Origin of the sequence: Clostridium cuniculi, assembly GCF_004353185.1 — a bacterium.
Taxonomy (GTDB): domain Bacteria; phylum Bacillota; class Clostridia; order Clostridiales; family Clostridiaceae; genus Clostridium; species Clostridium cuniculi.
This window is the reverse complement of the sequence record NZ_SMUS01000032.1, coordinates 1-21,377: the sequence shown is the minus strand read 5'-3', so window position 1 is coordinate 21,377 and position 21,377 is coordinate 1. Positions and strand designations below refer to the sequence as shown.

Annotated in this window: 27 protein-coding genes and 2 pseudogenes; 28 read left to right on the top strand and 1 reads right to left on the bottom strand. The window is 38.8% G+C overall.

Annotation, left to right across the window (positions count from 1 at the left end):
• Window positions 1–16 precede the first annotated feature (16 nt).
• The 22 genes and pseudogenes from EJJ37_RS14745 to EJJ37_RS14635 all read left to right on the top strand — a co-directional run bounded on the left by EJJ37_RS14745 (window position 17) and on the right by EJJ37_RS14635 (window position 16,877).
• Window positions 17–343: a YdcP family protein gene (locus EJJ37_RS14745; RefSeq protein WP_003417601.1), complete on the top strand. Its 327-nt coding sequence runs from the start codon at window positions 17–19 to the stop codon at window positions 341–343.
• 15 nt (window positions 344–358) lie between these two features.
• On the top strand, window positions 359–742 hold the full coding sequence (locus EJJ37_RS14740) for a YdcP family protein (protein WP_003423022.1): 384 nt from the start codon (window positions 359–361) through the stop codon (window positions 740–742).
• Window positions 743–909: 167 nt separating this feature from the next.
• Complete coding sequence (locus tag EJJ37_RS14735; protein WP_003423032.1) at window positions 910–1,317, top strand: helix-turn-helix domain-containing protein; 408 nt, start codon at window positions 910–912, stop codon at window positions 1,315–1,317.
• Between the two features lie 15 nt (window positions 1,318–1,332).
• Window positions 1,333–1,659 carry a hypothetical protein gene (locus tag EJJ37_RS14730; RefSeq protein ID WP_003423033.1) on the top strand — a complete coding sequence of 109 codons (327 nt, stop codon included), beginning with the start codon at window positions 1,333–1,335 and terminating at the stop codon, window positions 1,657–1,659.
• A 100-nt stretch (window positions 1,660–1,759) separates the two neighbouring features.
• On the top strand, window positions 1,760–3,154 hold the full coding sequence (locus tag EJJ37_RS14725) for an FtsK/SpoIIIE domain-containing protein (RefSeq protein ID WP_003423037.1): 1,395 nt from the start codon (window positions 1,760–1,762) through the stop codon (window positions 3,152–3,154).
• Between the two features lie 183 nt (window positions 3,155–3,337).
• The gene (mobT, locus tag EJJ37_RS14720; protein WP_003423038.1) at window positions 3,338–4,534 is read left to right on the top strand and encodes a MobT family relaxase; all 1,197 of its coding nucleotides are present in this window, start codon (window positions 3,338–3,340) and stop codon (window positions 4,532–4,534) included.
• A gap of 33 nt (window positions 4,535–4,567) precedes the next feature.
• Window positions 4,568–4,681: pseudogene (locus tag EJJ37_RS14710) on the top strand (DUF3789 domain-containing protein); the annotation flags it as partial.
• Window positions 4,682–4,903 carry a hypothetical protein gene (locus EJJ37_RS14705; RefSeq protein WP_002323342.1) on the top strand — a complete coding sequence of 74 codons (222 nt, stop codon included), beginning with the start codon at window positions 4,682–4,684 and terminating at the stop codon, window positions 4,901–4,903. It abuts the pseudogene before it with no gap.
• Window positions 4,904–5,106: 203 nt separating this feature from the next.
• Window positions 5,107–5,883 (top strand): helix-turn-helix domain-containing protein, encoded by a 777-nt coding sequence (locus EJJ37_RS14700; protein ID WP_003423043.1) that lies wholly within the window; start codon window positions 5,107–5,109, stop codon window positions 5,881–5,883.
• A gap of 84 nt (window positions 5,884–5,967) precedes the next feature.
• Complete coding sequence (locus EJJ37_RS14695; protein WP_003423044.1) at window positions 5,968–6,264, top strand: hypothetical protein; 297 nt, start codon at window positions 5,968–5,970, stop codon at window positions 6,262–6,264.
• Window positions 6,183–6,686: an antirestriction protein ArdA gene (locus tag EJJ37_RS14690; protein WP_003423046.1), complete on the top strand. Its 504-nt coding sequence runs from the start codon at window positions 6,183–6,185 to the stop codon at window positions 6,684–6,686. The genes EJJ37_RS14695 and EJJ37_RS14690 overlap by 82 nt, the downstream gene beginning before the upstream one ends.
• A 17-nt stretch (window positions 6,687–6,703) precedes the next feature.
• Window positions 6,704–7,207, top strand: a complete 504-nt coding sequence (locus tag EJJ37_RS14685; protein WP_003423048.1) for an antirestriction protein ArdA — start codon at window positions 6,704–6,706, stop codon at window positions 7,205–7,207.
• A gap of 117 nt (window positions 7,208–7,324) precedes the next feature.
• On the top strand, window positions 7,325–7,723 hold the full coding sequence (locus EJJ37_RS14680; protein WP_004843362.1) for a conjugal transfer protein: 399 nt from the start codon (window positions 7,325–7,327) through the stop codon (window positions 7,721–7,723).
• Window positions 7,701–10,151, top strand: a complete 2,451-nt coding sequence (tcpF, locus tag EJJ37_RS14675) for a conjugal transfer ATPase TcpF (protein WP_003423051.1) — start codon at window positions 7,701–7,703, stop codon at window positions 10,149–10,151. Before EJJ37_RS14680 ends, tcpF begins: the two co-directional genes overlap by 23 nt.
• Entirely contained in the window at window positions 10,151–12,346 is a 2,196-nt protein-coding gene (locus EJJ37_RS14670) for a CD3337/EF1877 family mobilome membrane protein (protein ID WP_003423053.1), read from the top strand. The genes tcpF and EJJ37_RS14670 overlap by 1 nt, the downstream gene beginning before the upstream one ends.
• Window positions 12,343–13,350: a C40 family peptidase gene (locus EJJ37_RS14665; RefSeq protein WP_003423055.1), complete on the top strand. Its 1,008-nt coding sequence runs from the start codon at window positions 12,343–12,345 to the stop codon at window positions 13,348–13,350. Before EJJ37_RS14670 ends, EJJ37_RS14665 begins: the two co-directional genes overlap by 4 nt.
• 15 nt (window positions 13,351–13,365) lie before the next feature.
• A complete protein-coding gene (locus EJJ37_RS14660; RefSeq protein WP_003423057.1) occupies window positions 13,366–14,277 on the top strand; it encodes a conjugal transfer protein in 912 nt (303 codons plus the stop codon).
• A 120-nt stretch (window positions 14,278–14,397) separates the two neighbouring features.
• A complete protein-coding gene (locus tag EJJ37_RS14655; protein ID WP_003423058.1) occupies window positions 14,398–14,775 on the top strand; it encodes a GntR family transcriptional regulator in 378 nt (125 codons plus the stop codon).
• Window positions 14,776–15,639, top strand: coding sequence for an ABC transporter ATP-binding protein (locus EJJ37_RS14650; protein ID WP_003423060.1), 864 nt, complete (start codon window positions 14,776–14,778; stop codon window positions 15,637–15,639).
• Entirely contained in the window at window positions 15,636–16,280 is a 645-nt protein-coding gene (locus tag EJJ37_RS14645) for an ABC-2 transporter permease (RefSeq protein ID WP_003423062.1), read from the top strand. Before EJJ37_RS14650 ends, EJJ37_RS14645 begins: the two co-directional genes overlap by 4 nt.
• 12 nt (window positions 16,281–16,292) lie before the next feature.
• The gene (locus EJJ37_RS14640) at window positions 16,293–16,484 is read left to right on the top strand and encodes a hypothetical protein (RefSeq protein WP_003423063.1); all 192 of its coding nucleotides are present in this window, start codon (window positions 16,293–16,295) and stop codon (window positions 16,482–16,484) included.
• Window positions 16,485–16,688: 204 nt separating this feature from the next.
• Window positions 16,689–16,877, top strand: coding sequence for a cysteine-rich KTR domain-containing protein (locus EJJ37_RS14635; RefSeq protein WP_009269672.1), 189 nt, complete (start codon window positions 16,689–16,691; stop codon window positions 16,875–16,877).
• 107 nt (window positions 16,878–16,984) lie between these two features.
• Here EJJ37_RS14635 and EJJ37_RS14630 read toward each other — a convergent pair whose 3' ends face one another.
• Window positions 16,985–17,344: a helix-turn-helix transcriptional regulator gene (locus tag EJJ37_RS14630; RefSeq protein WP_003423065.1), complete on the bottom strand. Its 360-nt coding sequence runs from the start codon at window positions 17,342–17,344 to the stop codon at window positions 16,985–16,987.
• Between the two features lie 171 nt (window positions 17,345–17,515).
• Here EJJ37_RS14630 and EJJ37_RS14625 point away from each other — a divergent pair, with 171 nt between their 5' ends.
• From EJJ37_RS14625 to EJJ37_RS14590, 6 genes and pseudogenes are all read left to right on the top strand, one after another.
• The gene (locus tag EJJ37_RS14625) at window positions 17,516–17,725 is read left to right on the top strand and encodes a peptide-binding protein (RefSeq protein WP_000527317.1); all 210 of its coding nucleotides are present in this window, start codon (window positions 17,516–17,518) and stop codon (window positions 17,723–17,725) included.
• 16 nt (window positions 17,726–17,741) lie between these two features.
• Complete coding sequence (locus tag EJJ37_RS14620; protein WP_000301765.1) at window positions 17,742–18,014, top strand: antitoxin; 273 nt, start codon at window positions 17,742–17,744, stop codon at window positions 18,012–18,014.
• 1 nt (window position 18,015) lies between these two features.
• Window positions 18,016–18,645: pseudogene (locus EJJ37_RS21230) on the top strand (P-loop nucleotide/nucleoside kinase family protein).
• 46 nt (window positions 18,646–18,691) lie between these two features.
• Entirely contained in the window at window positions 18,692–19,429 is a 738-nt protein-coding gene (gene erm(B), locus EJJ37_RS14605) for a 23S rRNA (adenine(2058)-N(6))-methyltransferase Erm(B) (protein WP_002292226.1), read from the top strand.
• A gap of 145 nt (window positions 19,430–19,574) precedes the next feature.
• Window positions 19,575–19,859, top strand: coding sequence for a topoisomerase C-terminal repeat-containing protein (locus tag EJJ37_RS14595; RefSeq protein ID WP_073459356.1), 285 nt, complete (start codon window positions 19,575–19,577; stop codon window positions 19,857–19,859).
• A gap of 144 nt (window positions 19,860–20,003) precedes the next feature.
• Window positions 20,004–20,840, top strand: a complete 837-nt coding sequence (locus EJJ37_RS14590; protein WP_021377930.1) for a ParA family protein — start codon at window positions 20,004–20,006, stop codon at window positions 20,838–20,840.
• Window positions 20,841–21,377 lie beyond the last annotated feature (537 nt).

The following is a 21,377-nucleotide window of genomic DNA, read 5'->3' as shown; positions in this document are numbered from 1 at the left end:
AACGAGGTAAAACATTATGGAAATGAAATATGTCGTGCCAGATATGGCACAGTCTTTTGGAACTCTTGAATTTGCAGGAGAAAGCGAGCCTATCTTTGAAAGAGATAAAAATAACCGCAGGGTCTTAGCCAGACGAAGCTATAACCTTTATTCTGACGTACAGAAAGGCGAAAATGTTGTAGTGGAAATTCCCGTGCAGGCTGGCGAAAAGAAGTTCAAGTATGAACAGAAAGTAAAACTTGTCAATCCGAAGTTGTACGGCAGAGGTTACGCAATCGGGGATATGGGACATACCGATTATGTATTAGTTGCTGATGATATTGTAGCAGTTGAAGAAAAGTAAAGGAGTGAAGAATTTATGAGATTATCAAACGGGTTTGTTATTGACAAAGAGAAAACATTTGGCGAATTAAAATTTACAGCGGTGCGTGATGTGTTTATGCAGAATGAGGACGGGACACCGAGTACCCAGCTTAAAAAGCGTATCTATGACTTGAAATGTAGTCTGCATGGTGGAATTATCCCCGTGTCCGTACCGCCAGAAGTGCCGTTAAGGGAATTTCCGTACAATGCAGTTGTAGAGCTTGTCAATCCCGTAGCCGATACGGTATCAAGAAAGACGTTTGGTGGTGCAGATGTGGACTGGTATGTAAAGGCAGAGGATATTGTGTTGAAGAATAAAGGCAATCAGAACGCAGGCAATCCACAGAACCATGTACCGCAGGGACAGACGAAAAAATAAATCTAGGTCATAGATTATACTCTGAAATTACAGTATAATGAGCCAAAAGAGCCGTATTTAAGCTATGTAAAATAATTTTGACAAGGAAAAAAAGGATTTGTCGAAGATATTGGATAGACATTTGAGGGTTAATATATGACAATGACACCGAAAGGAGCAATCGGAATATGGAAATAGGTAAGAAACTTAAAAATGCACGAGTACAGTCTGGAATGACACAAGAAAATGTTGCAGAAAAAATCAATGTATCAAGGCAGACAATTTCAAACTGGGAAAATGAAAAATCTTACCCAGACATTATCAATGTAATAGAGTTGAGCAACCTATATTCTATAAGTCTTGACGAATTGCTAAAGGGTGATGAAAAAATGATTGAACATTTAGAAGAAAGTACAAATGTTGTAAAAAGCAACCAAAAAATGATATGGGCAATTATTGTAAATATCATTGTCGTAGCATTGCTGATAGCATTAAATATGTTTATACCAGATAACCGTTATTTCTTAGTTGGAATATTTTGTCTTATGGTTATCACTTCATCAGCATTACTTTACCAGATAATCAAAAAATTTTAAGGAGGATATTTTGTTATGAATTTGAACATAGTTTTAGCGGTAATTTGTGGAGCAGTTGCACTTGTAGGAGCGTTTTGTGTTGTGTTTCAGATTTATCATATGACTGTTATAGACGCAACAGCCAGAGGATTAAAGCACCCTAAATTTTGGGGAGTATTTACAATGAGTGGGAATAATTCAAGTGGTTTGCTTATGTATCTAATCGGAAGAAGAAAATACCCTATTGTAAATATGAGTGAAAGCAACTCAAAAGAATTAGAAAAACGTAAAAAATCAGCAGGTATTGGACTGTTATTTTTGGCTATTGGTGTAATTGGCATTATATGTGCGACCTTAATATAACTAAAAATGCAGATTTATGATTATATCTTGCAACATTTACAAAGCAGTTAGTCTATATGATTGACTGCTTTTTTCGTACCCAGAAAGGAGTGAATGATTTATGCGTAAGATTTGGAATAGAGGACACCGTATCAGAGCCAGCGACAAGCACCTTGTCTACCATTTTTCCATAGGGACGCTTCTGTTTTTATTCGTGGCGGTTCTCCTGCTACTGAATATCAAACAGCTCATGCGTACCGACTGGGAGCATTTCAGCTTGTTAGAGAACGGCTTGACGCTTTCCCCTTACAACTTCATAACCATACTGATAGCGACTGGTGTTTGTGCATTGGTCGCTTTTCTGTATTACCGCTTCTGTTACGACAGTTTCAAGAAGCTCCTGCACCGTCAAAAGCTGGCGAGAATGATACTGGAAAATAAGTGGTATGAAGCCGATACCGTACAAGACAGCGGTTTTTTTACTGACCTGCAAAGCAGATCAAGGGAAAAAATCGTCTGGTTTCCAAAGATTTATTATCAAATGGAAAAGGGACTGCTTCATATCCGCTGTGAAATTACGCTGGGAAAATATCAAGACCAGCTTTTACGGTTAGAGGATAAATTGGAAAGTGGATTATATTGTGAGCTGACCGACAAGACCTTACATGACGGTTATATCGAATATACCCTGCTTTATGATATGATAGCGAACCGCATTACTATTGATGAAGTACGGGCAGAAAATGGCTGTCTTAAATTGATGAAAAATCTTGTCTGGGAATATGACGCACTCCCTCACGCTCTGATTGCTGGTGGGACTGGTGGCGGTAAAACCTATTTTCTGCTGACGCTCATTGAAGCCTTACTGCATACCAACGCTGTCCTTTACATCTTAGACCCGAAAAATGCGGACTTAGCAGACTTAGGGACAGTTATGGAAAATGTGTATCACACCAAAGAAAAAATGATTGATTGCGTCAATGCCTTTTATGAGGGTATGGTACAGCGAAGTGAGGAAATGAAGCGACACCCGAACTATAAGACGGGCGAAAACTACGCTTATCTGGGACTGCCACCCTGCTTTCTTATCTTTGATGAATATGTGGCGTTTTTTGAAATGCTGGGGACAAAAGAAAGCGTGGGCTTACTTAGCCAGTTAAAGAAAATCGTTATGTTAGGACGGCAAGCAGGATATTTCCTTATCGTTGCCTGCCAGCGTCCAGACGCAAAGTATTTCTCGGACGGTATCAGAGATAACTTCAATTTCCGCGTGGGACTTGGGCGTATCAGCGAATTAGGTTACGGTATGCTGTTTGGTTCAGATGTGAAAAAGCAGTTTTTCCAGAAGCGTATCAAGGGGCGTGGCTATTGTGATGTGGGAACAAGCGTTATCAGCGAATTTTACACGCCTTTAGTCCCGAAAGGACATGACTTTTTGCAGACTATCGGCTCTCTTGCACAAGCAAGGCAGGACGGGACGGCGACGTGCGAAGCGAAAGGCGACGGCACGGACTAGCCGTTGCTGGTGTGGCGTAAGCCACGCCAGCAGGTAAAACCCCTCGGTATCTAACAGAGGGGTACGTTTGCAAATAGACAATAGACGAAAAACATAGGAAACATAAGGCTTCTGGCATGATTTCCCAGTAAAAATCGGCTGTGAAGTCGCCTTAAAAAACTTCACACTTGACAGATTGGGGGTATGGTTCTGAATGAAGAACAATGGATAAAAGAATTACGGGAGAAACGGATTGCTTACGGTATCTCACAAGGCAGGCTGGCGGTGGCTTCTGGTATCACAAGGGAATATCTCAACAAGATAGAAAGCGGAAAAATGAAGCCGTCAAAGGAACTTCTGGAAACTCTGCATAAAGAACTGGCAAGGTTCAATCCAGAAGCACCGCTTACCATGCTGTTTGATTATGTGAAAATTCGTTTTCCCACGCTGGATATACAGCACATCATCAAAGATATATTAAAACTGAATATCAACTATATGCTCCATGAAGATTACGGACATTACAGTTATACGGAGCATTATTCTTTAGGGGACATCTTTATCTATACGTCGGCTGACGAAGAAAAAGGTGTCCTTTTAGAGTTAAAGGGGCGTGGTTGCCGACAGTTTGAGAGTTACCTGCTGGCACAGCAAAGAAGCTGGTATGACTTTCTCATGGACGCACTCATAGACGGTGGCGTGATGAAGCGTATCGACCTTGCTATCAACGACCATACGGGCATTTTGGATATTCCAGAGCTTGCGGAAAAATGCAGAAAACGGGAATATATCGGAAAGTCCAGAAGTTATAAGTTTTACCAGTCGGGCGAGCTTATCAAGCACAGCGAGGACGACAGAGAATATATGGGACGTACCCTTTATCTTGGTTCGCTGAAATCTGATGTATATTTCTGTATCTATGAAAAGGACTATGAGCAGTATGTCAAGTTAGGGACACCTCTGGAAGAAGCCGATATTATCAACCGTTTTGAGATACGGCTTAGAAATGAACGTGCCTATTATGCAGTACGGGATTTGCTGACGTATTACGACGCAGAGCAGACCGCCTTTTCTATCATCAATCAGTATGTACGGTTTGTTGATGAAGAACCAGACAAGCGGAAAAATGACTGGAAACTCAATGACCGCTGGGCTTGGTTTATCGGCGATAATCGGCAAAGTCTGAAACTGACGACAAAGCCAGAACCTTATACCTTAGATCGTACATTGCGTTGGGTACAAAGGCAGGTAGCACCGACCTTGAAAATGCTGAAAAAGATTGATAAGGGAAACGGTACAGATTACATGGAGACAATCGAACAGCAGGCAAAGCTCACAGAAAAGCATGAAATGATAATCAAACAGCAGACGACCCCTGCAAAAGATTTAGTAGAAATTTAGGAGTGATGAAAAATGTGGGTATTATTAAAAGACTTCCTGCTGGTATCTATGGGAATGGGTATCGGCATAGTCTTGATGTGTATTTTGAATGTCGGCAAAGAAGCTGACTATAAAATGAAACAATTAGAAGAAAGCGAGGACAATTAAATGAATTTCGGACAAAATTTGTATCAATGGTTTTTAAGTAACGCACAGAGCTTAGTGCTTATGGCGATTGTGGTTATCGGTATCTACTTAGGGTTCAAGCGTGAGTTTTCCAAACTTATCGGCTTCTTGGTAGTTGCCTTGATTGCTGTCGGTTTGGTATTCAATGCTGGCGGTGTGAAAGATGTATTGTTAGAGCTGTTCAATAAGATTATCGGTGCATAAAATTTTATTGTGGTACTGATATGCGAATGTTATAATTTGAATGTTGTATTACATAAAACGCTGTACTTACCAGAAAAATCTATGAATTTTGTATATTATACAAGGTTGCAACTTGAAGTTGCTAATGTGCATTTCAAAAAATATAGAATATAACATTATGGCTTGATAAAATTTATTCATCAAATCATAGGAGGTATCACACAATGAGTTTAGGAGAAAAAATCTTCAAGTTAAGAAAAGAAAAAGGAATATCGCAAGAAGCACTAGCTGAACAAATAGGCACTACTAGGCAGGCAATTAGTAAATGGGAAAACAATCAAGGGTTTCCAGAAACAGAAAAGCTTTTACAATTATCAAACATTTTTGAAGTATCTACGGATTATCTTTTGAAAGACGAAAAGAATGTAAAGAATAGTGAAGAACGAGGATATTATGTAAGCAAGGAAATGTCGGTAGGGTTTATCGCTAATCAGAAAAAATTAGGACTTTATCTTGCTTTAGGGGTTATGCTTTGCATTTTTGCTGGAATACCATATACCTTGTTTTTAGATAATATGACTTGGCGTTATTTAGGTATGGCATTTTGCTTTGTGGCAGGAATTATATTTTTTGTCGTAGCAATTTTTTATGAAAAACAAGAATACAACATTTTAAGGCAAGAACCTTTACTACTTGATTATGAATATCTAAAAGAATTGAAAAGCGAATACACTTCAAAAAAGAAAAAATATGTAATAGTTGCTGTTCCTTGTACTGTTCTCTTTATAGCAGGACTAATTTTCTTTCTATTTACTGTGAAAGGCTATATTTCATGGACAGAATATCATTCCTTTGCATTTTTCGGTCTTGCTGTTGGAATGTTGGGTTTTGTATATACAATCAATGTTATGGAAACCTATGAACTATTAGTGAAAAACGAGCAATATTCAACGAGTTTCTTTTTCAAACTAAAAAGAAAGATTAAAAAGAGATTAGGATAAGCTATAATTTAATATTCACACAAAGCAGTTAGTCTTATGATTGACTGCTTTTTTCATACCAAAATTTCAGATTGGAGTGATTACATGAACGATATTTTTAAGGATATGCAGGCAAAAGTCGGCTGTGAATACATTTCTGACCTGCCCTCTTACAAGCGTAAGGTGTGGCGTGAAATGAAACGGCTGAGCCCTGCCGATTATGAAGAAAGACAATTAGAAGATTTTTCAAAGTTTGTGTTTGGTATGCCGTACCAGACCTTAAAAGATGTGATGAAACAACAGAAAGGACGTGAAGAACAATGCAGGAAACAAGGGTGCTGGTGGAAACGAGAGAAACAACTGGCGAAGAAACAACATCATACTGGTTCGACCTGCCGATAGATGTTGCCGAGTTTGAAGAAAAGTTAGGTGTCGGTGCAGAAAGCACGGCGTACCGCATTATCGAAAAGGTGTTGCCTTATGCTGATGAAGTCCACGAACATACAAGCGTGTACCAGCTTAACGAATTAGAGTTTATGTACCGCCAGCTTTCAAGCGATATGCAGGAAGAATATGTATCACTACTTACGGTGTTTGAGAATTTAGAAGCACTTTATATTTGCAGGAACGTGATTACGGTTTATCCCGACTGCAAAAGCATGATAGATGTTGCAAGGCAAAAGCTGATGAATGACTCGACGTTCAAACATTTATCCGAGGACTGTCAAGAATACTACTTTGACTTTGAAGCCTACGCTTCTCACTTGCAGGAACACGGGAAATTCTTAGTAACGGAACACGGTATCTTTGAACTACCAGAGTAGGAAATGAGGTGGTGCTTATGATAGATGATATGGCGGTTTACATTGCTAATCTCGGTAAATACAATGAGGGTTATTTAGTCGGTGCTTGGTTCACGTTCCCCATTGACGAGGAAGATGTAAAAGAAAAAATCGGCTTGAATGAACAGTATGAGGAATACGCTATCCATGATACCGACAACTTCCCCATTGCGATTGGCGAGTATGTTTCCATTGAAGAACTCAATGAGATGTATGAAATGATAGAGGAACTTCCCGACTATATCGTAGAGTGTCTGGACGAATTTATCAGTCACTACGGGACGCTGGAAGAAGTCGTGGAACACAAGGACGATATTTATTATTATCCCGACTGTGAAACCATGACAGATGTTGCCTATTACTACATAGACGAATTGCAGGCACTTGGGGACATTCCACCCAGCTTACAGAACTACATTGATTATGAAGCCTACGGGCGAGATTTGGATATGGGCGGTTGCTTTATTGAAACAAGCCGAGGGATATGCGAGATACCATATTAACGCTGGAAGATCAGCAACGGCATGGTTGCTACTGACAGCGTATTTCTCTTTTAAGGGACAGTCTGAAAATGGCTGTCCTTTTCTCTTTGAAGAACTTACGAAAGGAGCTGAAAGAACTTGAAAAAGATTAAATCTTATACGGGTATCTGGAACGTGGAAAAAGTCTTGTATGCAATCAATGACTTTAACCTGCCTTTTCCCGTTACCTTTACACAGATTACATGGTTTGTGATTACGGAATTTATCATCATTCTGTTTGGGGATATTCCCCCACTTTCCATGATTGAGGGAGCATTTCTCAAATACTTCGGTATTCCCGTTGCTCTCACTTGGTTTATGTCGCAGAAAACCTTTGACGGAAAGAAGCCGTACAGCTTTTTGAAATCACAGATAACCTATGCCCTGCGACCTAAAATCACTTATGCGGGAAAAGCCGTAAAACTGCATAAGCAGACCTTGAATGAAACAATCACGGCAGTAAGGAGTGTGAACTATGTTCCCGATAAAATATATTGACAATAACCTTGTCTGGAACAAGGACAATGAGGTGTTCGCTTACTATGAGCTGATACCGTACAACTATTCTTTTCTATCCGCAGAGCAGAAATTTATCGTGCATGACAGTTTCCGACAGCTTATCGCACAGTCCCGTGAGGGTAAAATTCATGCGTTGCAGATTGCTACGGAAAGCTCAATCCATAGTATGCAGGAGCAGTCAAAGAAGCTGGTAACTGGAAAATTAAAGGAAGTTGCCTGCCAGAAAATAGACGAACAGACCGAAGCGTTAGTATCTATGATTGGTGACAATCAAGTGGACTACCGCTTTTTTCTTGGCTTTAAGCTCATGGTTACGGAAGAACAGCTCAATCTGAAGAACATAAAAAAATCGGCGTGGCTGACGTTCACGGAATTTCTCCATGAAGTGAACCACACGCTGATGAATGATTTTGTTTCCATGCCGAATGATGAAATCAACCGTTACATGAAAATGGAAAAGTTACTGGAAAATAAAATCTCCCGTCGCTTCAAGGTGCGTCGCTTGGAAATCAATGATTTTGGGTATCTCATGGAACATCTTTACGGCAGGAACGGTATCGCCTATGAAGATTATGAGTATCAGTTACCAAAGAAGAAATTGAACAAAGAAACGCTGATAAAATACTACGACCTTATCCGTCCGACAAGGTGTGTGATTGAGGAAAGCCAGCGGTATTTACGATTGGAACATGAGGACAAGGAAAGCTATGTGTCCTACTTTACCGTCAATGCGATTGTCGGGGAGCTTGATTTTCCGTCAAGTGAAATCTTCTATTTCCAACAACAGCAATTCACATTCCCCGTTGATACTTCTATGAATGTAGAAATCGTGGAGAATCGAAAGGCTCTTACCACAGTAAGAAATAAGAAAAAGGAATTGAAAGATTTGGATAATCACGCCTATCAAGCAGGAAGTGAAACCAGTTCAAATGTGGTGGACGCATTAGACAGCGTGGATGAGCTGGAAACGGACTTAGACCAGACAAAAGAAAGTATGTATAAGCTCTCTTATGTAGTGCGTGTATCGGCTGATGATTTGGACGAATTAAAACGCCGTTGTGATGAAGTCAAGGACTTTTACGACGACCTCAATGTAAAGCTGGTGCGTCCTGCTGGGGATATGCTGGGGCTTCATTCTGAATTTTTACCTGCCAGCAAGCGATATATCAATGATTATGTGCAGTATGTAAAATCAGATTTTTTAGCTGGGCTTGGCTTTGGTGCGACACAGCAGTTAGGAGAAACTACGGGTATCTATATGGGCTATTCCGTTGATACGGGAAGAAATGTGTACCTGCAACCGTCCCTTGCCAGTCAAGGTATAAAAGGTACAGTTACCAACGCCCTTGCGTCTGCTTTTGTCGGTTCGCTTGGCGGTGGAAAGTCGTTCTGTAACAATCTTCTGGTGTATTATTCGGTTCTCTTTGGGGGACAGGCGGTTATCTTAGACCCAAAATCAGAGCGTGGCAACTGGAAGGAAACACTTCCAGAAATCGCACATGAAATCAATATCGTAAACTTAACCAGCGATAAAGGAAATGCAGGACTTCTTGACCCATTCGTGATTATGAAGAATGTAAAAGACGCTGAAAGTCTGGCAATCGACATCTTAACATTCCTTACGGGTATTTCCTCTAGGGACGGCGAAAAATTCCCCGTACTTCGTAAAGCGGTACGCTCCGTTACCCAGAGCAACAGTCGGGGCTTGCTCCATGTGATAGACGAGCTACGCCGTGAAGATACGCCCATATCAAGAAATATCGCAGACCATATCGACAGCTTCACGGACTACGACTTTGCACATCTGCTGTTTTCAGACGGGACGGTAGAAAATGCTATCAGTCTGGATAACCAGCTCAACATCATTCAAGTAGCTGACCTTGTACTGCCAGATAAAGATACCACTTTTGAGGAATACACGACCATTGAATTATTATCGGTTTCTATGCTGATTGTGATTAGTACCTTTGCCCTTGATTTTATCCATTCGGACAGAAGTATTTTTAAGATTGTAGACCTTGACGAAGCGTGGGCGTTCTTAAATGTGGCACAAGGAGAAACGCTCTCTAACAAGCTGGTTCGTGCTGGACGAGCTATGCAGGCAGGCGTTTATTTTGTTACCCAGTCTGCCTATGATGTTTCAAAGGAAAGTCTGAAAAACAATATCGGCTTGAAGTTTGCCTTTCGTTCTACTGACATTAACGAGATAAAACAGACCTTAGAGTTTTTTGGTATCGACAAGGACGACGAGAACAACCAGAAACGCTTGCGTGATTTAGAGAACGGACAATGCTTATTGCAGGACTTATACGGACGTGTCGGTGTGGTGCAGATACACCCCGTCTTTGAAGAACTGCTACACGCCTTTGATACCAGACCGCCCGTACAGAGAAATGAGGTGGAGTGATGAAAGAAAGGATAAAAGGTGCGTTCACAAAAAAGAAGATTTTCCACTTTCTCAAAATGGTTCTGTTCGTGGTGGCACTCTCCCTTATCCTGCTTTCACTTCTGGGGACGGTGGCTCATGCGACGGGGCTTGTGGACGATACCATAAATGCAGAAAATCTTTACTCAAAATATCCGCTGTCGAATTACCAGCTTGATTTTTATGTGGATAATAGCTGGTCGTGGCTTCCGTGGAACTGGCTGGACGGTATCGGAAAATCGGTGCAGTATGGGCTTTACTGCATTACCAACTTTGTCTGGACGATAAGCCTTTATTTAAGCAATGCCACGGGCTATGTGGTGCAGGAAGCCTATAAACTGGACTTCATTAACGATATGGCAGACAGTATCGGAAAAAGCATACAGACCATTGCAGGCGTAACACAGAACGGTTTTTCTTCTACGGGCTTCTATGTTGGTTTCCTGCTTCTCATTATCTTAGTGGTGGGACTTTATGTTGCCTATACGGGACTGATAAAACGGGAAACCAGCAAGGCACTTCATGCCGTTATTAACTTTGTGGTGGTGTTCGTGCTGTCCGCTTCGTTTATTGCCTACGCTCCCGACTACATCAAAAAGATAAATGAATTTTCAAGTGATATTAGTACCGCTTCGTTGGACTTGGGAACAAAAATCATGCTCCCAAACTCTGACAGCAAGGGCAAGGACAGCGTGGACTTGATAAGGGACAGCCTATTTTCTATTCAAGTGGAACAGCCGTGGTTACTCTTACAATTCGGGAACAGCAACGCAGAAGAAATCGGGGCAGACCGTGTAGAAGCTCTGGTATCGGCAAGCCCAGAGGACGAGGACGGAAAGACCAGAGAGGAAGTCGTGAAAACAGAAATCGAGGACAACGACAACAACAATCTGACGATACCGCAGGTCGTGAACCGTTTAGGTATGGTGTTCTTCCTACTGTTCTTCAACTTAGGGATAACGATATTTGTATTCTTGCTTACGGGCATGATGTTATTCAGCCAGATACTTTTTATTATCTTTGCTATGTTTCTGCCTATCAGCTTTTTACTTTCCATGATACCGAGCTATGAAAGCATGGCAAAGCAGGCAATCGTGAGGGTGTTTAATACCATAATGACACGAGCAGGAATAACGCTCATTGTAACGGTGGCGTTCAGCATTTCCAGTATGTTTTATAACATATCCACGGACTATCCGTTTTTCATGGTGGCGTTCTTACAGATAGTGTGTTTCGCTGGTATCTACATGAAGCTGGGTGACTTAATGAGTATGTTCTCTTTGAACGCTAATGATAGTCAAAGCATGGGACGAAGAATTTTCCGCAGACCATATCTATACTTGGCACATAGGGCTAGACGTATGGAAAGACGGCTTGCTGGTGCGGTTACTGCTGGTGGTGTTGCTGGTGCGGTGGCTGGTAGCACGATTTCAAACAGAAAAGCGACAAGGAACACAGCTACAAAAGATAGTCGGGGTAATACATCTTCCAGCATGGGACAGCGTGTAGGTTCAAAGGTGGGTGCTGTCTTAGATACAAAAAATAAAGTGAAAGATAAGGCAAGTGCTGTCAAAGAGAATATCAAGGATATGCCGACACAGACCGCTTATGCCGTCCACTCCGCAAAGGAAAAGGCAAAGTCCAGCGTGTCCGACTTCAAGCGTGGCATGGTGCAGGAACAGCAGTCCAGACAGTCGGGACGTATGGAAAAACGGGAACAGCATAGGCAGAATATCGCCGATAAGCGTATGGAGCTTCAAAAGGCACAAGAAGCAAGGCAGGCACAGCGAAAGGCTGACGGATCAGCGACAACGGGAGCTACCCGTCCCCATGAGCGACCAGCCACAGCTTCAACCATTCCAAAGCCGAGTGCTGAAAAAACGCAGGAAGTCAAACGCCCTGCCACAGCGACGACTTCAAAAACAAATGAGCCAGTCAAGACAACGGTTATCAAAGAGCGTCCCTTATCTTCGGGTACTTCTGATAGGAAAACGAGCCAGCCTACACAGCCAGTACATAGGCAGAATGTAGAAAAAGTGGTATCGCAGGAAACACGCCAGAATGACACCAAAGACCGCAGGACAAAAGTTCAGCAGACGCAAAGCGTCCAGAAAAACCAGCAGACCACAGAGAAAACCCGTAACCTTGTAATGAAGAAAGGACAGAAGAAAAAATGAAACTGAAACATATTGCTATTATCGGCAGTCTGTTTCCTATCCTCTTTTCACTGGTGCTTTTCTTTGGGGTGTTGATTAGTGCGGACAGCGACGACGAGAACAGCAACTTTTCTTCTGGCATTACGGGTATGAACTTATCCGCAGAAGTCTTGAAACATCAGCCTATGGTGGAAAAGTACGCCAGAGAATACGGCATTTCCGAGTATGTCAATGTGTTGCTGGCAATCATACAAGTGGAAAGTGGCGGTACAGCCGAGGACGTTATGCAAAGCTCTGAAAGTCTGGGACTACCGCCCAATTCATTAGATACAGAAAGTTCAATCAAGCAGGGGTGTAAATATTTTGCGTCCCTGCTTTCGTCCTGCAAAAATCAAGGTATGGACGATTTGAATGTAGCGATACAGTCTTATAACTATGGCGGTGGTTATGTGGGATATGTGGCAGGAAAAGGAAATAAACACACTTTCAACCTTGCAGAGAGCTTTGCCCGTGAAAAATCGGGTGGAAAGAAAGTAACATACACCAATCCAATAGCTGTTGCGAAGAATGGAGGCTGGCGGTATAGCTATGGAAATATGTTCTATGTGGAATTAGTCAATCAGTATTTAACTGTTCCGCAGGTGTCGGGAGAGCTGGCACAAAAGGTAATGAATGAAGCGTTGAAGTATCAAGGCTGGAAGTACGTCTATGGTGGTAGTAATCCCAACACTTCCTTTGACTGTTCGGGACTGACACAATGGTGTTATGGAAAAGCTGGTATCTCCTTACCGAGAACGGCACAAGCACAGTATGATGCTACCCAACATCTCCCACTCTCGCAGGCAAAGGCTGGGGACTTGGTATTTTTCCATTCTACCTATAACGCTGGTTCGTATGTAACCCACGTCGGCATTTATGTAGGAAATAACCAGATGTACCATGCAGGCGACCCGATAGGATTTGCAGACCTAAGCAGTAGTTACTGGCAACAGCACTTAATCGGTGCAGGACGAGTAAAACAATAGAAAGGACTTGAAGATATGTTTAAGAAAAATAAGAAACAGACAGAAACTATCAAAGAACCAAAAGAAAAAAAGGTGCGTACTGTCAAGGTAGGCACACATAAGAAAACTGTGATTGCCTTGTGGGTGGTGCTTATCGCAAGCGTGAGCTTCGGGGTGTATAAGAATTTTACCGCTATCGACCAGCACACCACCCATGAAAAAGAAATCATTGAGCTTCGCTTGCAGGACACCAACGGGATAGAAAATTTCGTGAAGAACTTTGCGAAGTCATATTACACATGGAATAACAGCAAAGAAGCGATTGAAGCAAGGACGCAGGCAATCAGCGGTTATCTGACAAAGGAATTGCAGGACTTGAATATAGATACCATTAGAACCGACATACCGACCAGCTCCACAGTTACAGATGTGATTGTATGGCATATCGAGCAATCGGGAACGGATACTTTTTCTGCTACCTACGAAGTAGATCAGCAGATAAAAGAGGGCGAACAGACAAGCAATGTGAAAGCAACCTATACTGTAAAAGTTCATGTAGACGCTGACGGGGATATGGTAATCGTTCAGAACCCTACTCTTGCACCAGCAATCGAAAAATCAGACTATGATCCAAAGACACCAGAAACAGACGCAAGTGTAGACGCTGATACTGCAAATGACGCTACCGCATTTCTGGAAACATTCTTTAAGTTGTACCCAACAGCCACAGAAAACGAACTTGCTTATTATGTGTCGGGGAATGTGCTTGAACCTATCGGCAGGGACTACCTTTATTCTGAACTGGTAAACCCTATCTTTACAAAAGACGGGGAGAATGTAAAAGTTAAGGTTGCTGTAAAATTCCTTGATAATCAGACAAAGGCAACGCAAGTATCGCAGTATGAGCTTGTGCTACATAAGGATAGTAACTGGAAGATTGTAGGATAATTGTAAAAGGCTTGTATCATATTTTTATGCTCTGCAAGCCTTTTAATATTGACAACTGTATTTTTAAGTATTATGCTGTACTTGTATAAGCTATACAGTATAGAACAAGGCGGTGTTTAAATGGAAATCTTTATCAATAATCATGCAAGCATACCTATTTATGAACAAATTTCTTCGCAAATAAAAGCATTGATTATAAATGGGGAATTAAAGGCTGGCGAAGCTCTACCATCAATAAGAGGACTTGCAAAATCATTGCATATAAGTGTATTGACTGTTCAAAAATCTTATGATGTGCTTCAAAAAGACGGTTTTATCGAAACAACAGCAGGCAAAGGGTGTTTTGTATCTGCTCAAAATCAAGATTTTTATATAGAAGAACAACAGAAAAAAATCGAAGATAGATTTGTAGAAGCTATTGAAATAGCCCGTGCAAGTGGCATAAACCTTGATAAATTGATTGGATTATTAAAATTATTATATGAGGAGGACGAGTAAATGGCTGAAAATATTTTAGAAGTTAAAAACCTTACAAAAGATTATGGCGATTTTGTATTAAATGACTTAAGTTTTTCCATTCCTAGAGGTGTAATTATGGGGCTTATTGGCGAAAATGGAGCTGGAAAATCGACCACAGTAAATTGTATTTTGAACGAAATTAAGAAAAACAGTGGAAACATTTTGATTTTTGGAAAAGACCACATAATTGATGAATGTGAAATAAAAGATAAAATCGGAATTGTATTTGACGAAAACCACTTTCCAGATATTTTTACACCAAAAGAAATTGAAAAATATATGTCGGGAATATATACCAATTGGGACAGTATAGCATTTCGTAATTATTTGAAACAGTTCGAATTACCAGCAAAGAAGAAAATTAAAGATTTTTCTAAAGGAATGAAAGTAAAACTTGCATTCGCTGTTGCTCTTTCACATAAAGCAGAATTACTTATATTAGATGAAGCAACAAGTGGATTGGACCCTATTATTCGAGATGATATTCTTGATATACTGATTGATTTTGTGCAAGATGAAAATTACTCTATTTTGTTTTCATCACATATTACAAGTGATTTAGAAAAAATAGCAGATTATATTACTTTTATTCATAAAGGACGGTTAGTTTTCTGCTCATTAAAAGACGACTTAATTGATAACTATGGTGTTGTAAGTTGTGGAGCAAGTGTCTTTGATACGCTAGATAAGACAGAAATTATTTCCTATCAAAAAGAAGATTATCAATATAAGGTTCTTGTTCGTGATAGAAACAAGATTGCAAAAGATTTTCCAAAAGCACTTGTAGAACCTGCTACTATTGAAAATATTATGTTGTTTTACGTAAAGGGGGAATTACAATGAAAGGCTTATTGATGAAAGATTTATTAGTAATTCAGAAAAAATATGGAATTACTAGAATTATTATGGATATATTCATTATAGTAGCTTTGATGTTATTTTTAAAAGGGACAGGAGCTATTTACATTAGTTTATTGTTAATTCCAGTTGAAATAATGACAATGATAATTTCCTTAACGACTTGCGACGAACAATGGAAATGGGGGAAATATGTTGTTGCACTACCCGTTTCAAAAACTACGATTGTAAAAAGCAGATATATAGTTGCTTTGATTATGACTTGTATTGGCTTTGGGGTAGCTTTGCTTGTTAATACCATAACATATTTTATATTCCCTCAATTTGCATTTGGTTATTATATGTTTATTGCTTGTGCTTCTTTTGCCGTAACCTTAGTATTTTTGTCATTTGTATTGCCTTCAAATTATTCACTTGGAGTTAATGCAGGTTTTGCGGTTATGTTTACTCTAGTGATTATTCTTGTTGTATTGGCAGTTTGGACAAATGTGACTAACAATTCTATTTTATGGTTTGTAGTCGATAATTTTGAATTGAGTATCGGCATAGCTTTTATAATAGTTATAGCTCTTGCTTTCAGTTCTTATCTTCTATCAAAAGCATTTTTTACTAGAAAATACAATTAGTGAGGTATTGTTATGAGAAAATGTCTTAGATGTCATGAAGAAATGGTCGAAAATTTAGATGTTAAAGTTGATATGCAGGGATATGGTATTAGAATAACTACTAAAGGCGTTTTTGGAACTACGGTAGAAAAACCTAAAGTTGCAGTTTGTCCAAAATGTGGCGAAGTTTCCTTATATATTGAAAATTTTAAATCAATAAAATAAATGATTAAAATCTGCATATAGACTGAGGGTTTATTGTTTGCTAACGTCCGAGCGGATATTGAAGAATTTATGAATAGTACATACCCAGAGATGCAAGCAAATTTCAAAAGGTATTTTGGAAATAGACATTTTACGCCGAAAAAATATGTTTATATCACTACGAAAAAGCAAAAATTAAATTTCTTAAAAGAATAAGGGGGGGCTATGGATAAGCAATTATGGGTATTATGTCCTATTTGCAATAATAAGACACGAACTAAAGTGCGAGAAGATACAGAACTGATAAATTTTCCTTTGTTCTGTCCGAAGTGCAAAACGGAAACTTTAATCAATATAAAGCATGGAAAAGTAACTATTATCAAAGAGCCAGACGCAAAGACGCAGAGCCGATAATTTGTAGGTTATTATGACTTATAGATTGTTGGCTCTTATTTGTTACCTGCGGAGCAGATCAGCAAATAGATAATGCAGAATAGCAAAAAGGGAAAACAAGAAGCTGATTACTTCTTGCTCTCCCTGCTGTTCAAGATACCGTCAATCGTACCTTGAATGATTTTTAATTCGTTATCACTCAATAAATCAAGAGAGGTTTCTATCTGACGGCGAGCTGTACTTTTTACGACGTTCTCTGCTGGATAGAAATATTCATCGACCGATATATTGAACATGGTAACTAAATCATGGAATAATTGAAAACTAGGGTGTGAACCAACATTTTCAATATCTGCGATATGGCGTTCTCCATAGAACACTTTATCGCCTAAATCATTACGAGAAAGCCCTGCTCTCTCACGGGCTTCTCTGATTGCCAGTCCTAAAGGTCTGAAATCAAAAGTTTGTGTTTCTTTTGCTTTTCTCATTTTAAATCACCTAGCATGAGTTTATACTTCATGCTGTATATTTAGAATGTGTTAAAATTGAGCGAATCATTCAATTAGAAAACGAAAAAGAATAGAATCACAAATCACTTGTGATTTGTGATTGTTGATGATAAAATAAGAGTAAGAAGAAATAGAAAGAAGTGAGTGGTTGTGGGAAATTTAGGCGCACAAAAAGCAAAACGAAATGATACACCAATCAGTGCAAAAAAAGATATTATGGGGGATAAGACGGTTCGTGTTCGTGCTGACTTGCACCATATTATAAAAATCGAAACAGCAAAGAATGGCGGAAACGTAAAAGAAGTTATGGATAAAGCCTTAGAAGAATATATTCGGAAATATTTACCTGACAAACTTTAAAAGGAGTGAAAATGAAATGGCAGTTACTTATGAAAAAACATTTGAAATAGAGATCATTAACGAATTATCGGCAAGCGTTTATAATCGAGTATTAAACTATGTTTTGAATCATGAATTAAATAAAAATGACTCTCAATTATTGGAAGTCAATTTATTAAACCAATTAAAGCTTGCAAAACGTGTAAATCTTTTTGATTATTCTTTAGAAGAATTACAAGCCGTTCATGAGTATTGGCGGTCAATGAATCGCTATTCAAAACAAGTTTTGAATAAAGAGAAAGTGGCTTAATATGGCAAATATAGTCAATTTTACTGACAAACAATTTGAAAATCGCTTAAATGATAATTTAGAAGAATTGGTTCAAGGAAAAAAAGCGGTTGAATCGCCAACCGCTTTTTTACTTGGTGGGCAACCAGGGTCAGGGAAAACGAGTTTGCGAAGAAGATGATTGAGCAGGCAGGAACAAAGTGATAAATTCAAATTGTGAGGGAAAATATAGATGAATCAAGGAAGAATTATTGTGATTACAGGCTCACCGGGGACAGGAAAAACAACAACTGCGTCAATTGTCGCAAAGGAATCAGATATGGATAAATCAGTGCATATGCACACCGATGACTTTTTTCATTACTTAAGCAAAGGCGCAATACCACCACATTTGCCAGAATCCAACAAGCAAAATCTGGTTGTCATTGAAGCCTTTTTAGAGGCTGCAAAGCGATATGCTCGTGGCGGATATGATGTAATTGTAGATGGGATTGTCGGGCCATGGTTTTTGGAGCCATGGAAAGCTCTTGCCCAAGAAGATTACGAGGTACACTATATTGTATTAAGAGCGAGTATGGAAATAAGACTTAGAAGCAAACTTAAGAGTGTGTTGATAGTGCAGTATCTTAAAATTTTGTATAATAGGAATTGAAGTTAAATTAGATGCTAAAAATTTGTAATTAAGAAGGAGTGATTACATGAACAAAAATATAAAATATTCTCAAAACTTTTTAACGAGTGAAAAAGTACTCAACCAAATAATAAAACAATTGAATTTAAAAGAAACCGATACCGTTTACGAAATTGGAACAGGTAAAGGGCATTTAACGACGAAACTGGCTAAAATAAGTAAACAGGTAACGTCTATTGAATTAGACAGTCATCTATTCAACTTATCGTCAGAAAAATTAAAACTGAATACTCGTGTCACTTTAATTCACCAAGATATTCTACAGTTTCAATTCCCTAACAAACAGAGGTATAAAATTGTTGGGAGTATTCCTTACCATTTAAGCACACAAATTATTAAAAAAGTGGTTTTTGAAAGCCATGCGTCTGACATCTATCTGATTGTTGAAGAAGGATTCTACAAGCGTACCTTGGATATTCACCGAACACTAGGGTTGCTCTTGCACACTCAAGTCTCGATTCAGCAATTGCTTAAGCTGCCAGCGGAATGCTTTCATCCTAAACCAAAAGTAAACAGTGTCTTAATAAAACTTACCCGCCATACCACAGATGTTCCAGATAAATATTGGAAGCTATATACGTACTTTGTTTCAAAATGGGTCAATCGAGAATATCGTCAACTGTTTACTAAAAATCAGTTTCATCAAGCAATGAAACACGCCAAAGTAAACAATTTAAGTACCGTTACTTATGAGCAAGTATTGTCTATTTTTAATAGTTATCTATTATTTAACGGGAGGAAATAATTCTATGAGTCGCTTTTGTAAATTTGGAAAGTTACACGTTACTAAAGGGAATGTAGATAAATTATTAGGTATACTACTGACAGCTTCCAAGGAGCTAAAGAGGTCCCTAGCGCCTACGGGGAATTTGTATCGATAAGGGGTACAAATTCCCACTAAGCGCTCGGGACCCCTTGTAGGAAAATGTCCTAAGTGTGGCAACAATATTGTATTAAAAAAATCGTTTTATGGTTGTTCAAATTATCCTGAATGTACCTTCACTTTAGCTGAACATTTTAGAAAGAAAAAACTCACCAAAACAAATGTAAAAGAATTACTAGAGGGAAAAGAAACCCTGGTAAAAGGAATCAAAACGAAAGATAGAAAGTCCTACAATGCCGTTGTAAAAATCGGAGAAAAGGGATATATTGATTTTATCTCTTTTTCAAAATAAGCATAAAAGCCCTTTAAAGAGGGCTTTTATATATTAATCACAAATCACTTATCACAAATCACAAGTGATTAATCACAAATCACTTGTGATTTGTGATTCCTAATGATACAATATTACTATACAAAAAAAGAATGGGGCGTAGTTATGGAGAAGGAAGAACTCAAAATACTTGAAGAATTAAGACGTATTTTAAACAGTAAAAATGAAGCGATTGTTATCTTAAACAATTATTTTAAAGGTGGTGTTGGAAAGTCAAAATTATCGACTATGTTTGCTTACTTGACAGACAAATTTAATTTAAAAGTTTTAATGATCGATAAGGACTTACAAGCAACATTGACAAAAGACTTAGCAAAAACATTTAAGGTAGAATTGCCACGTGTTAATTTTTATGAAGGACTGAAAAATGGAAACTTGGCTTCTTCTATTGTTCATTTGACTGATAATTTAGACTTGATCCCTGGCACGTTTGATTTGATGTTACTGCCAAAATTAACTCGCTCATGGACTTTTGAAAATGAAAGTAGATTGCTTGCTACTCTTTTAGCACCTTTAAAAAGTGACTATGATCTCATTATTATTGATACTGTACCAACGCCAAGCGTTTATACAAATAATGCAATCGTGGCAAGTGATTACGTCATGATCCCTTTACAAGCAGAAGAAGAAAGTACAAACAACATTCAAAACTATATTTCCTATTTGATTGATTTACAAGAACAGTTTAACCCTGGACTAGATATGATCGGTTTTGTTCCTTATTTAGTTGATACGGACAGCACAACGATAAAATCAAACCTGGAAGAACTGTACAAGCAACATAAAGAAGATAACTTGGTTTTCCAAAATATTATCAAGCGAAGTAATAAAGTAAGTACCTGGTCTAAAAACGGCATTACAGAACACAAAGGCTATGACAAAAAAGTTTTATCTATGTATGAGAACGTATTTTTTGAAATGCTTGCATATAGTATGCAGTAATAATTCAAAAGCTGTTATCGTGTGCGGTAAATAAAAAAAACCGTTCCTAGATAATACACTTTTGTGCGTCTTGAAAAATAACGGGACGGTTTTGGATATAACCAGAACTGTCCTTTTTTCTTAGGAGTAAATAAGGCATAGCTCTGGTTAAAGGGGGCTATACCATGATTGCATACGGAAGAACGTTCTGCCGTTCTCAACTGAATAAATATTTCAGTCCACTATTACAATCATTACACCCTTTACAAGAATTAAAAATTCATATCAATAGAATTTATAAAACAGTCTGTTTGTGTAATTACACATTATCGGGCTGTTTTTGTTTTGTTAAAAATTTTTTTCAACTTTTTTCGGTTTCAACTTAGCAAATCACACCTGTCGTTCCCTATATGGTGCGGAAAGAGGGATAATGGATTTGTGTCAATATCTTGGACACAAAAATTCGAACTTACTTAAGCTGCATTCAAAGCCTTAAATTCTACCTCATTAGGAGTATTATAATCAAGAGCTGAATGCAGTCTTTTACTATTGTAAAAA